Here is a 12,153-nt window from a genome sequence, read left to right on the forward strand (position 1 = left end):
GACGGTACTGAGCCGTGCGAGGATTGGCCCCCGTGCATCGCAATGGTCTTCAGATGCCCATCCTCGTCAGCCCGGTCGAGCGGCGCGGGTGGAATGGTGACAGCTTGAATCACACCACATTTGACGGCTGGCCTTCGGTGCGCGCAGGAACGTCGCCTGATCTGGCCAGTTAGCTCTCCAAGACCTCATCTGAGGGAGTGTTCGCGTGGAGAACCATCGGATCGGCGGCTCGGCGAAGAAGTTCGCCGGTAAGGTCGAGAGCACCGTCGTCTCGGCCTTGCTTTGGCGCAACGGCTGACGCGGCCGCCGCGGCGGGCGCGATAGCTTATGGGATATATCCGGGCAGTTCACGCTTCGACAACGGGTTTGGAGATTGGATCATGAGTGATGATGTGCCGCTGGCCCCTTTCCCCCACGAAGGCTTGGATCCTGCTCAAGAGCCGAAATCCTCCATCGCGGAAGTCTCTGAAGCTCTGAAGGAGACAGCCCATCGGGTTGCCGGCGCGATAGAAGCGGGCCGAAAGCCAGGGATGCCGCTGAGCATCTTGAGCAATATCGCGCGCGAAGCCCCTTTGGGTTCGCTGTTAGTCGCCTTCCTGCTGGGAGTTGCCATCGGCCGCCGGCGATAGCAGCCGGGGCCAGAAGCTCTCCGGTTGTCGAGATGGTTCGATTGAAATCAAACCGAATTCAAAGACGGCTGACGGACAACTGGCGCACTTAGGGGAGATCTTGCCGAGCCCCGTCACCCTGCTTGGACAGTGCCTTTGATTTGCTTCGCCGATCCGATGGCGCGGTCTTTGTCCAAAGGGGTCTCTTCCAATGCTCAGCCGCTTGAAAACAGCACGGTAAATCGCGCGCCCTGACCATCCGCGCCGCGACCGATCCGTAGCTCACCGCGGATCTGGTCGGTAAAGGATCGAACTATCTTCATTCCCAGCCCTTCGCCGGCGGCGGGGTCGAACCCCTCGGGCAAAGCCGGGCCATCATTGGAAACCGACAGCGCATAGCCATATTTCGGATCCGGCTCCAACTTGATGGCGATCCGGCCTTTGCCATACTTTGCCCCGTTCGTGATCAACTCGTTGGCGATAAAGCCAAGCGGAATAGCGGTGAAGGCAGGCAAATTGATCTCACTACCTTCGACGCGGATTTTTCCCAGGGAGGCGTCCGACGACGACATCGCAGAAAATTCGCGTCCAAGATCCTGAAGGAATTTCTTGAACTCGATTGTTCTCACACCATCGTAGGAATTTAGGCGATGGTGGATACGAGCAATCATGGAAACGCGATTAGCCGCCGCGGCCAATTGTGAGGCCGCTTCGGGATTGGTCGTATTGCGGCTCTGCAGCGCAAGAAGGCTGATGATCATCTGGAGATCGTTCAACAGGCGATGATCGGATTCCGCTTTCAGCAGTTCTTGTCTGTGAATCAACTCGTCCTGTTGAAGAAGTCGCGCCTCGGCTTTCGCAAGCGCCCTTCGCAATTGAACCGCCACAAGCCGGTCGCCCGTCGACTCCGCACGGGGCACATGTTGATCCGAGCGCTGAATAATCACCCCCGGAGGTAGATCGGGATCGCCTGACGGACGCTCATTATTCACGACATCGGCTCCCAATGAGCGGATCTTCTCATTGCACTCAACCACAAGGTGAATTTAGAGCCTTGCAAGAACGTCGAATTGATGCAAGTCAATTTCATCCGGCGCCCGGCCTTGCGAGCCCTGATGCTGTTGCGTCCCGTATTTCGCCCGAAACGCGCTTTTTTCAGCCGCCCGCCGATCAGCGCGCCAGCGATGCCTGCACCAATTCCGATGCCGTACCGCCGCTATAGCCGACGCGCCAAGCCCGACGAGCCACCGCGTGGTGGCAACAACGAGCGCAGAGGCATCGTCTTGGACGATCTGTTCATCACGGCATCTCCGAAACATTTTCGGGTAGCGCGGCCGCCTTCGGTGCAGCCGGCGTCTTCGGAAACGATGCGTAAGAATGATCCAGGAAAGATTGCGTCAATTGATTTAGCGCAACGTGAGCGAGTATCAATTGGACAAACTCAGTTTCGACGATCGGAGACGTTCGCGAAGCAGTGTCCTGCGCACGAGCGAGTGCCGATCTTTCTTTTGGTCCGCGGTGGCGCGCGCGTCGCTGCCACGGCCGCACGGGGGCTTCCATGCTTTCACTCATAATCGGGATCCTGATCATTTGCGTTGTCGGGGCAATTTGTTTCTGGGCCATCGACAAGTTCGTCAATGAATCCAGGCTGGCAGGTCTTCTCAAATTGCTGGTGGTGCTGATCTGCCTGGCCGCGATCCTTCAACGGCTGTTGCCTTTGGCGGGAATCAATTGGTTATAGCCGGCCCGCAATTTACCGCCGATCTACCGCGTGACGTATGCGGCACCCGTGGCCATCGCCTAGGCTGCGGGGCGCGAGGCGCGTCAGAAAAGTCCAGGCTCGACAGCGACCGTCCTTCATGAGCGCGACCGCCTTGAAGCCGAACGGTTGACCAGAAAGGCCGCTGAAAGCCCGTCGATCTAAGATGTGACAAGAACTTCTACAGACGTCCCGGCGAAAGCGCCGATGCTGCCGACGAAGCTGCCGGACACTGGGATCGTCTGCCGGATGTCGCGCGCGACCGCGACCGGGATCAAGTTGAAGCCGCCGAGGCTACGATTCGTCGGGTCGAATGTGATCCAGCCGGCTCCCGGTACGAAGACCTCCGCCCACGCATGGGTTGATCCCGCGCCGCTCGATCCGACGTTGTCCTGTTCCGGATTGTAAAGGTAGCCGGAGACGATTCTGGCTCCGAACCCGAGCATGCGTGCTGCTTCGGTGAACAGCACCGCGAGATCCCGGCATGACCCCCAGCCACGATTTAGGGATTCTACCGGCGTTTGGGTGCCCTCCTCCTCGCGGCTCTGGTACTGCACAGCTTCAGAAACGCCGACGCTGAGGTCCTTCAGCAGTGATAGCGTATCAGTCCGACTCCCTCGAACGAACATTTGTGCCCAATTTCGCAGGACCCCCGCCGTATCCGAGAACTGGGGGAGAGCCAGGGCGCCGAGATCGGTCCAATCGTCATCGGAATAGCGGAATGGATAAGACATGGCCGAGACGGCGATATCGAACACCGGCCATGCAACCGCATCGAGCTGAAGCTCTGCGGCGCTGGTGATCACCAGGCTGGAGGCCGTCATCTGAAACGTGGCCGTCGCGATTGCATTGCCGAACACATCGTGCGCCCAGGTCAAAGTCGCAGGCGGCGTCAGCGTGATGTTGCTCGAAATCAAACGAAGCTCGCGGCTCTCGCGCGGACGAAGCATCAAGCGGTGCGGCAGCAGGCGCACGTTTTCGTTGAATCGATAGGTCGTCGTGTGAAGAACCTTCAGGGTAATCAACGAAAGCTCCGATCGGGGCAGCCTTTGGGCCAGGCCCCTCATCCGGTGGCGCTCTCGGGAAGTATGGCCGAGTTGAACGTGCCACGCAAATGGCGATCCGGAGTCCGGACAGCCGAAACTGGGTGGACTTACGGACGAGGCACCGAGCAAGAACGTCGCGATTCATTCATGCGGCTATGTTGACGGCCGCCGAAGTGCAAGCACAACATCAGCTTCGCAGTGCGATCGTGATCCGACAGGCGTGACCTGACCGCCGGTCGGAGAGCTGCAAATATATGGACCACCTCGTGTCATCGCGCCGACGCTGGATGGTGAGGCGACCAGGAAGGAACGAACCATGAAGAACCGGCCAGCACGTCCGCAACATTTGAGTCGCCACAGATATCACGCGCTGCTGGTCCGGCTGCAGATCGAGCTCGTCAAGCTGCAGCGCTGCGTGATTGAGCGCGGCCAGCGTATCCTTGTCATCGTCGAAGGCCGCGATGCCGCCGGCAAGGATGGCACGATCAAGTCTATTGTCGAACATCTAAGCCCGCGTGATACCCGCGTCGTGGCGCTGGGGCCGCCAAGCAATCGGGAACGGTGTTCATGGTACTTCCAGCGTCACGTTTCGCACTTGCCAGCGGCGGGAGAGATCGTGCTGTTCAATCGCAGTTGGTACAACCGGGCCGGAGTCGAGCGTGTCATGGGGTTTTGCAGCAAGAAGGAAACCGAGGAATTCCTCGAGACCGTGCCGGCTTTCGAGGCGATGATCGAGCGTTCGGGTATCACCCTGCTCAAGTACTACCTTGATATTTCGAAACAGGAACAGAAGCGACGGCTTGCCGACCGCCAAAAAGACCCCCTGAAGCAATGGAAGATGAGCCCCGTCGATGCCAAGGCGCAGAAGTATTGGAAAGCCTATTCCGAGGCACGGGACAAGATGCTGGAGCGGACGCACACCGTCAGCTCGCCCTGGACCGTGGTCCGGGCCGGCGACAAGGAACATGCGCGACTTAATGTTATTCGCGATATGCTGTGGCGGCTGAATTATCCGGGAAAGCACCGTCGCCTCCACAGGCCGGATCCGGCGGTCGTTTTTCCCTACGACAAAGCCTGTTATGAGCGTGGCCTGATCGAGGCTTAAGGTGGCGTGGCTTGCCTTGATGCCTCAGTTTGCATCGAGCGAGATCGTGTCGCCTGCATTTTCGAGAGCGGAGCGGACGCTGTTGCGGCGGTCTTGCATTCACATGCACCGGCCGCTACCGGACGAAGGTCTCAAAGTTGCTCACCTTCCGATGCTCTCCTTGCTCATGATCAGCGTAGCGACAAGCCCCTCCTCCGACCAGTCGAATGCGATGGAGCCCCCAAGCTGGGCTGCCATGGTCCGCTGCATCAGGCTGCTTCCAAAGCCGTTGAGCATCGCGGGAGCCTTGAGAGGCGGACCGCCCCGCTCGGTCCAGGTCATGACGACTTCGTCGTCATGGGCATTGCACGACACGTCCAAAGTGCCCCTTGCCAGCGACAGCGAACCGTATTTCGCCGAGTTCGTTGCCAATTCGTGCAACACAAGTGCGAGCGTTGTACTCGACCTCTCGCCGACATTCATCTTCGGCACGGCAACGCGAATGCGGACGCTCGCTCCTCTTTCGTCGTAGGGCGCGAGCAAGACGGAGACGAGGTCGCCAAGAAGCGCTCCTTCGCTCTTCCTGCCCGGTCCCGGGCGAATGAGGTCCTGTGCACGTCCTAGGGCCATCAGCCGGCTTGTTAGCTCATGGGCCATGTCTTCTTTGGTTGCGGCCGAACGCGATGTAAATTGAGTAAGCGCGGTTGCGATGGTCAGAAGGTTCTTCACTCGATGGCTCATCTCCCCCGCCAGCAATTCGTTCGCTTCCTCGGCTTGCTTGCGTTGGGTGACGTCGAGAAAGATGCCAAACATAGTTCGATCGGCAATGTCCGCATCGTCACCTTGCCCGCGCGCGGAGATCCAACGAATGTCGCTGCCAAACAAGATACGAAAATCGATCTCGTAAGCGCCCACTATTGCGCGAGTAGCGGCAAACGCCGACCTGACCCGCTCCAGATCAGCAGGATGGATATTCCTGGACAAGATTTCGAATGTGATGTGTTTTTCGGTCTTCGAAACCGCCCACAGGTCGTAGGCGCGTTCGTCCATGGTAATGGCGTCCGTATCCACGTTCCAGGCCCACAAGGCCACGCCGGCAGCGTGGGTCGCAGCACGCAGGTGCTTTTCGTGCCAAACCGGCATCGACATGTTATCGGACGACATTCGGCTTTGCTTCCCTTGGTTGGACGACTGCTTCTGTCAGCCCAGCGCGGGCCTCCCGTTCACCTGTCCGCCGCAGCTTCGTCGATCGCAGCCGTGACGACGCCGGTCGCAGTCTGATGGACCATGTGGCCGGTTCGGGGAGCGCGGTAAAAGCTCCTCTGAGGAACGTTGCGTTGCAGGCGCGTGGATTGCTCGCCTCTGCCGCCAGGAAGTCCCGGTGCGCTTCTAAGCCGCCTGAGTGCCGGCTTGTGCGGAGATCGTTTTCGAGCATTTGTAACTATATCCCCCTGGAGTAGGTACCGCACCCATATTTCGGCCGAGCGGTCGCATTGGAGGACTCTGACGGTCGCGGCGCCAAAGCCCAAGCTCGGGCGTGGCCAATCCTGCAGCACGACCTCCGGAACCCTGCTTACAGTTTTGTGCGCGGCAAACCGGCCATCTCGACGCCCTCCTGGCACGCACACGAGGCACTTTCGCAACTTCATGGGGCCTGGAACCTGGCTTGGAGTCCGAAGTTCCGAACACAGTCACTGACGGACGCTATTAGGCATCGGGCGAGGCGGCACCTGGCCTGCTCTTGCGGACAGGTTGAAGTCCTGTCGGGCATCGGTAGGGACGCCGGACTGGGCTGTTGTTCGAGGAAGGGCTCGCTTACGACGGCGCGCGATTGCCGCAAGCCTTGATGCTGACGGTGATGACGGGATGACGACGCAAACGTCTCAATGCCTCGATGCCGGATCGCGGTCACTGCGCCGGCCGATGACGCAGCAGACAACAGCCGCAGGACATTTCCGGCCGGTAGGGACCGCCGGCTTGGGCGAACAGCGCCAAGATCCCCGAGGCCTTCGATCAGCACACCGGGAGCTGCGGTCATGGATTGCACCCCGATCGCGCCAACGAAAGCCGCGGAATACTGCTTCCCTCGGTCCCCTTGTAAGCGCAAACAACAACGGCCCGAGCTCGGCACTGGTCGCGATCTCGGGCCGCCCGAACGTCGCGGAGCGGCCCGCGACGTTCGCCCTCACCCGATCACATCGAGCTTGCCGTCGCTGTCCAATTTTGCTCACTCCTATTCGAAACCCGACTCGTCTCGCCCCTTGGAGAGCTGCATTTGATCCGCGTCGCGCGCCGGAGCGAAAAGCTGATTTCAGCGGCATGCATCCAATGCAGAGACGGCTGTGTTCCCGACCTATTCGCACGCCTTGACGCCAGGCCGCACGCTGATCTTTGCGAGCTCCCGACGCTCGTCGTCTGTCAGCTGCCAATCCTCGCACTGGCTGTAGAGTTGCCAGAAAACATCGTGCAATCTGCTTCGGGCCACCTTGACGATCTCCGTATCGTCGAATTCGCAAGACTTCAGGAAAATTGGCAAGTCAAAGCTGGTCTGACCGCTTTCGAATCGGAACGTCAGGCGAATGTCCTCGCCGCGCTCATTCGGCGAAATCATCTCGATGCGTGCGATCTTTATCTTGAATACATTCATGCACATCACCTTGCTCTATCGAACTTGAAACGAGTTTCTCCGCAAGCAACGGCATTTGCCACCGTCCAGCACCGCCGGAAGAAGATCAAAGTCCGTCCCGCGATCAATACAATGCGCTTGGCAAGCTGAAACTTGCAGCGATCCAACGGATCGTGAGTGCGGAAGACCGGCGATGAGCCGCGTTCATAATCCGGCAACAGAGACGACAAACCGTTGACGAGCCCAGTTAGCCCTGATCCCTGATCTTCAAATGGATGCCGCGCATTTCCAGCCGTATCGATCTTTGGTCGCGCGTCGGTCAGTCCTTCCGGACTATTTCAGACTTGTCGATCAGAATGGCGCTCAGGAGGGAGCTATGGACCTCTCTATTGTAGCTGATGAACCCGAGCCGGCGGAACTTATTTTATGAAGGCGGCTTGAGGTCCGCACCGATACCGGACGGGTGTTCCCAGGCCGCGCTCATCTTCGACGTGAATGCCAAGCGACAATAGGCCGCAACAGGCGGACTTCAGGTGCCAGCCTGAGCCCGGAGATACGAGAAACAACCTAATTAGAGAGCGAGCTGTTCAAATCTGCTCAGATTTGGTCCGCCACAGGTGTTAACAAGACTTATCACCGCCCGGCCCGCCGAGCATCCATCGGTGACTGAGAGACCCGCGCGCTCCCGCCCTCACCCTGTCAGGGGAGCCTCATGACCAACCTTCAAAACCAAGTCGAATTTTTCGAACTGCAAGGCAACGACGCAGAACTGCTCTGCCTGCTCACATCTGATTCGGTCTGCGCTTTGTGGCGCAACTCGACTGCGCGCACACGGAAATCGACCCATCGCCCGACGCGCGTCTGACGATGAGCCGTCCCGGGTGGATGGCGCGAGCTGGTGGTCAGGTATCGCACCACAGACCGATATCACAATCTCTCAATTGGACAGTCGTTTCTGTCAGACGTCCGTCGCCGAGGGCGAAACCTTGACTCCCATGCTGCTTGCGCGACGCTTCACCCTGAACCCCGTTCTGATCATCTTGTCGCTGGTGTTCTGGTTCTGGATGTGGGGGGGGGGCCTGGCGCGATCCTGGCCGTTCCAATGCTGGCCATCCTGAAGATCGTCAGCGATCGCGTGCGCCCGCTAAAAGCTTTGGGGCACGTCCTCGAAGGATAGTCGCAGTATCGCCTCTCGGCGAAGGATTTAGGAACGCGCAGCCAGCGCGGCATGCGAGTTACGGCTGCGATCCCAGGTCGTCTGGCTCTCATCTAATCCGAGGAGGGCCGCCGTTCCTTGTCCATTTGCCTGACGGCCTCGACGAGGCGGTCGGTTTGGTAGGGCTTGTGCAAGGTGAGACTGCCGGGCACCGGACGAGCCTCGACGGGCGAGAAGCCCGTCGCGTAGATCACCTGGAGCTCGGGATCATGCTCCCGACAGCGTTCGGCGATCTGCCATCCGTCGACGCCACCGGGCAGCCTGATGTCGGTGACCAGAACGTCCGCGATCTGCCTCTTGCACCACGCCAGCGCTTGTTCTCCGTTGGCAGCGTGAATTACCTCATACCCTTCTTCGCGCAGAGCTTCGACCACCAATTCGCGGACCAGCGGATCGTCCTCGACCACAAGTATTCGCACTGCCGGTTCCTCACCACTTTGATCTCTGATGCAAGTCAGCAACGGCCCGCCTGTGAGGAGGTTCCGCGGGGACGCTCGCCGAGCCTTCGAGAGTTGTCAGCTCAGAGACGCCGCAGATACACTTATGTCTTCGCAGTTGCCTCGAGCGGCGCTTTGACGACTATCAGCGACGAGCAGAACGCCGAAGCATTCTCGTGACGCGCATCTCACGCCACCAGGGACACGCCGGCAGCAACGCTTCTCGAACCAGTTCACTTAGATTCAGAGCTCGCCGCTTTCCGAGAAATCAGAGTATAGACCCTCGACGATAGTCATGACTGGCGCGCACCGAGCGTAACGGGCTGACGCCGCTCCAAGACCATAGGATGTCTCCTCAGTTCGGAATCTCCGATTGACTTCCCGTGTCGATCTCTTCGTTGGGTAGACCCGCACCGGTGGTGGATTGATGGCAAGGACTCAGCCCTCGTCCCGTGAGTGGGACTCGCAGCCCGCACGCAAGCGCGATTGCTGCGCTTGAGCACCAAGCGGCGCCGCCCGGCGCGCAGCGAACCGAGGTCGTCAAAAAGGCGGACCTGCCTCCCTAGAACTGTCGACAATCCGGCGGTAATGTCCGCGAAGCGGGGCAAGCCCCCGCAAGCGATCGGCTGGCTGAAGACGCAGTTCGCCGCTCGGTGCGAAACGCTTGGCAGCGGGCCGGAATCAATCGTTCGTTGAGAAGGAGGCTCGCGTGCCGAAGCCGACCAAGGACATGTTCGACCCTAAACAATTTCTCGCCAGGGTGGGCGCGGGCAAGACGATTCTCACGTTTCGCAAGAACCAGCACGTGTTTCAGCAGGGCGACCCTGCGGACTCAGTCTTTTACATTCAAAACGGCAAAGTCAAGCTGACCGTCGTGTCGGAGCAGGGCAAGGAAGCGGTCGTCGCAATTTTGGAGCCTGGTCAGTTCTTTGGCGAGGGATGCATGAACGGTCATCCGTTGCGTATCGCGACGACAACAGCGATGGAAGATTGCGTCATCACGTCGATAACCAAAGAAGCGATGATGGCGGCTATTCGTGACGAGCCGAAATTTTCGCAGCTATTCATGTCATACCTCCTGACCCGGAACAGCCGGATCGAGGAGGACCTGATCGACCAGCTATTCAATTCGAGCGAACGGCGGCTTGCTCGTCTGCTGTTGCTGCTCGCGAATTTCGGCAAGGAAGGCAGCCCGCAGCCGATCAGCGCGAGTATCAGTCAGGAAACATTGGCCGATATGATTGGAACCACGCGATCGCGGGTCAGCTATTTCATGAACAAGTTTCGAAGGCTGGGCCTCATCAGCTATAATGGGCACATTGAGGTCCACAACTCGTTGCTAAGTGCGGTGCTGCACGAGAAGCCTCTGCTCAGAGAGCGCGACTAGAGGACTTTCCCAAGAAACGGCCCCAGAGCGTGGGGGACGCACTGAGACCGTCATTTCCTCGGATGCTTTGGGGGGCGTTTGCATCCGGTCGCCCCTTACCAAGTTACGCCACCGACATTCGTTCCGGCAGAGGCTCAGCTCGCTTTCGTACAGCTAAATCGTTTCCCAAGTCTGGGAGCATTTCTCTTGAAGGCGCCCTCAGACTCAACTGTATGCTGCTTAGGAAGGGATCTCATCGGTCCACACTTTAAAGCTGACCAGGGTATTGGGTCCAAATGTCTGAGTAATAGGGACGTCAGCGGCGTCACGTCCTTGAGCAATCAGTATACGCCCAATCCGGGGGACGTTGTTACGCGGATCGAACGTGTACCAACGCCCGCCAATGTAGGCCTCGAACCATCCCGCGAAATCTCCTGGGGCATATGGGGGAGGCATGCCGATGTCGCCCAAATAGCCGGTGCAGTATCTGGCCGGAATGTTCATGCAGCGACAGAACGTGATGGCCAGATGCGCAAAGTCCCGGCAAACGCCCTTACCCTCCTTGAACACGTCCCGGGCCGTCTTGGTTGCGCGCGCGTGCTCATAGCCGAACTGAATGTGATTGTGGACGAAATCGCAGATCGCCTGAACGCGTGCCCATCCGGGCGGCTCCTTCTCAAAGAGCTTCCACGCGACATCGGACAGCTGGTCGGTTTCGCAATAGCGACTGCCAAGAAGATACACGATCGTCTCTGCCGGCAAGTCCTCAATCGCGTGCTGGGAAGCCGAGGGCACAATGACGTCCGGCAAGCCCGTGTCGCGAATGATACCATCAGCCGCCAGGCGCATTCGACCGGCCGGAGCAACGATGCGACTGCACCAGTTACCGAAGCCATCGCGGTATGGGATGATCGCAACTGAGGGGTCAGTGGTCAGATAATCGGGCACGATGACATCTGAAGCCCGCGTAAAATGGACGCCCAGGACCATGATCATGGGTGTGGGTTGCGGAAAGTCGTAGACCATCTCATAGCCGACCCGAATCTTCACTCGGCGTCCTCCAAAGTTGACTAGACCGCACTGACCTCGTTTATGTTTACGCTATACTTTGCGCCGCGCAAGCTTTGACGGTCGCCGGACGCCTGTGTTCCGGCCACTTCGTTGAGCAATAACTACAAAGGGACCGACACTGTTTTGACGCTCACCGCCTTCTGAACTATGGCGCCAGGTCAGATCCTGGTTCCGCACCGGCCTATTTCAGCAGTAGCCTGACGCTGGGCGGCCTGATCATGGTGGCGGGCGCGTTCACCCAGGTACAATTGGCGTTGCTATAGCTCGTCGATAATTTCTCGCGGCTCGTCGACCGGCGGGCGGCAGTCCGCCCGGCGCAGCTCTCGCGAGGCGCTCGACAATCTCCCTGCGATCGAACAAGGCGCAGAAGAAATCAAACGCGCCCTACACCCGGACGGACATATCGTCATCGATGATGCGACGGTCAGCATCACCCCGGGCGAGCGCGTACTAATTGTCGGCGACACCGGAAAAGGGGGATCGACGCTGTTCCGCGACGCCTTTCCCGAAGCGAATGTTCGCCAGGCGCTCGAGCGCTGCGATCTCGGCAGCCTGATCGCCAAGCTCGATCTGGTGGAGCGCTGGGACAAGGAGCTTTCGCTCGGCGAGCAGGAGCGCCTCGCGTTTGCGCGCCTTCTGCTGCACAAGCCGGGATGGGTCTTTCTCGACGAAGCAACAGCCGCGCTCGACGAAGACAGCCAGCGCCGCGTCATGGCTCTGTTCGATGACGAGCTGAAGCAGACCACGGTGCTGAGCATTGGTCACCGGCCGGACCTTGCCGTCTATCACACCCGAACGCTTCAGCTCGTTCACGGACGCGACGGCGACCGCCTCAAGCTCAAGCCGCCCCCTGCGCCGCCTCCGCCTCGGCGCTGGCTGCAACGGCAGGACGACTGGCTGCTAACTATTCGATGATAATGCGGGGTGCCGTTTCGAACCA

Annotated in this window: 12 protein-coding genes and 2 pseudogenes; 7 read left to right on the plus strand and 7 right to left on the minus strand. The window is 59.4% G+C overall.

Annotation, left to right across the window (positions count from 1 at the left end; all coding sequences use genetic code 11):
* The first annotated feature begins 380 nt into the window (after nucleotides 1-380).
* Nucleotides 381-629, plus strand: coding sequence for a hypothetical protein (locus tag QX034_RS10525; protein WP_315702636.1), 249 nt, complete (start codon nucleotides 381-383; stop codon nucleotides 627-629).
* A 194-nt stretch (nucleotides 630-823) separates the two neighbouring features.
* Here QX034_RS10525 and QX034_RS10530 read toward each other — a convergent pair whose 3' ends face one another.
* Nucleotides 824-1,600, minus strand: a complete 777-nt coding sequence (locus QX034_RS10530) for a sensor histidine kinase (protein ID WP_315702635.1) — start codon at nucleotides 1,598-1,600, stop codon at nucleotides 824-826.
* Nucleotides 1,601-2,166: 566 nt separating this feature from the next.
* Between QX034_RS10530 and QX034_RS10535 the strand changes: the two genes are divergently transcribed.
* A complete protein-coding gene (locus tag QX034_RS10535) occupies nucleotides 2,167-2,349 on the plus strand; it encodes a hypothetical protein (protein WP_315702634.1) in 183 nt (60 codons plus the stop codon).
* A 179-nt stretch (nucleotides 2,350-2,528) separates the two neighbouring features.
* On the opposite strand, the gene QX034_RS10540 is transcribed toward QX034_RS10535, so the two are convergent.
* Nucleotides 2,529-3,392, minus strand: a complete 864-nt coding sequence (locus QX034_RS10540; protein WP_315702633.1) for a transglutaminase family protein — start codon at nucleotides 3,390-3,392, stop codon at nucleotides 2,529-2,531.
* A 337-nt stretch (nucleotides 3,393-3,729) separates the two neighbouring features.
* Here QX034_RS10540 and ppk2 point away from each other — a divergent pair, with 337 nt between their 5' ends.
* Nucleotides 3,730-4,518 (plus strand): polyphosphate kinase 2, encoded by a 789-nt coding sequence (gene ppk2 / locus QX034_RS10545; protein ID WP_315702632.1) that lies wholly within the window; start codon nucleotides 3,730-3,732, stop codon nucleotides 4,516-4,518.
* A gap of 141 nt (nucleotides 4,519-4,659) precedes the next feature.
* Here the strand turns inward: ppk2 and QX034_RS10550 are convergent, their stop codons facing one another.
* The 3 genes and pseudogenes from QX034_RS10550 to QX034_RS10560 all read right to left on the minus strand — a co-directional run.
* Entirely contained in the window at nucleotides 4,660-5,661 is a 1,002-nt protein-coding gene (locus tag QX034_RS10550) for a sensor histidine kinase (protein ID WP_315702631.1), read from the minus strand.
* Nucleotides 5,662-6,850: 1,189 nt separating this feature from the next.
* Complete coding sequence (locus QX034_RS10555; RefSeq protein WP_315702630.1) at nucleotides 6,851-7,144, minus strand: hypothetical protein; 294 nt, start codon at nucleotides 7,142-7,144, stop codon at nucleotides 6,851-6,853.
* Nucleotides 7,145-7,442: 298 nt separating this feature from the next.
* A pseudogene (locus QX034_RS10560) lies at nucleotides 7,443-7,547 on the minus strand (Crp/Fnr family transcriptional regulator); the annotation flags it as partial.
* Nucleotides 7,548-7,835: 288 nt separating this feature from the next.
* On the opposite strand from QX034_RS10560, the gene QX034_RS10565 reads away from it, so the two are divergent.
* Complete coding sequence (locus tag QX034_RS10565; protein WP_315702629.1) at nucleotides 7,836-7,988, plus strand: hypothetical protein; 153 nt, start codon at nucleotides 7,836-7,838, stop codon at nucleotides 7,986-7,988.
* Nucleotides 7,989-8,091: 103 nt separating this feature from the next.
* Nucleotides 8,092-8,300: pseudogene (locus tag QX034_RS10570) on the plus strand (AI-2E family transporter); the annotation flags it as partial.
* Between the two features lie 92 nt (nucleotides 8,301-8,392).
* Here the strand turns inward: QX034_RS10570 and QX034_RS10575 are convergent.
* The gene (locus QX034_RS10575) at nucleotides 8,393-8,758 is read right to left on the minus strand and encodes a response regulator (protein WP_315702628.1); all 366 of its coding nucleotides are present in this window, start codon (nucleotides 8,756-8,758) and stop codon (nucleotides 8,393-8,395) included.
* A gap of 727 nt (nucleotides 8,759-9,485) precedes the next feature.
* Here QX034_RS10575 and QX034_RS10580 point away from each other — a divergent pair.
* Nucleotides 9,486-10,163: a Crp/Fnr family transcriptional regulator gene (locus QX034_RS10580; protein ID WP_315702627.1), complete on the plus strand. Its 678-nt coding sequence runs from the start codon at nucleotides 9,486-9,488 to the stop codon at nucleotides 10,161-10,163.
* 219 nt (nucleotides 10,164-10,382) lie between these two features.
* Here the strand turns inward: QX034_RS10580 and QX034_RS10585 are convergent, their stop codons facing one another.
* Entirely contained in the window at nucleotides 10,383-11,192 is an 810-nt protein-coding gene (locus QX034_RS10585) for a transglutaminase family protein (protein ID WP_315702626.1), read from the minus strand.
* 594 nt (nucleotides 11,193-11,786) lie between these two features.
* On the opposite strand from QX034_RS10585, the gene QX034_RS34020 reads away from it, so the two are divergent.
* Nucleotides 11,787-12,128: a hypothetical protein gene (locus QX034_RS34020; RefSeq protein ID WP_410050921.1), complete on the plus strand. Its 342-nt coding sequence runs from the start codon at nucleotides 11,787-11,789 to the stop codon at nucleotides 12,126-12,128.
* Nucleotides 12,129-12,153: the final 25 nt, after the last annotated feature.

It is taken from the genome of Bradyrhizobium sp. SZCCHNR3119 (assembly GCF_032487775.1).
Lineage (GTDB): Bacteria > Pseudomonadota > Alphaproteobacteria > Rhizobiales > Xanthobacteraceae > Bradyrhizobium.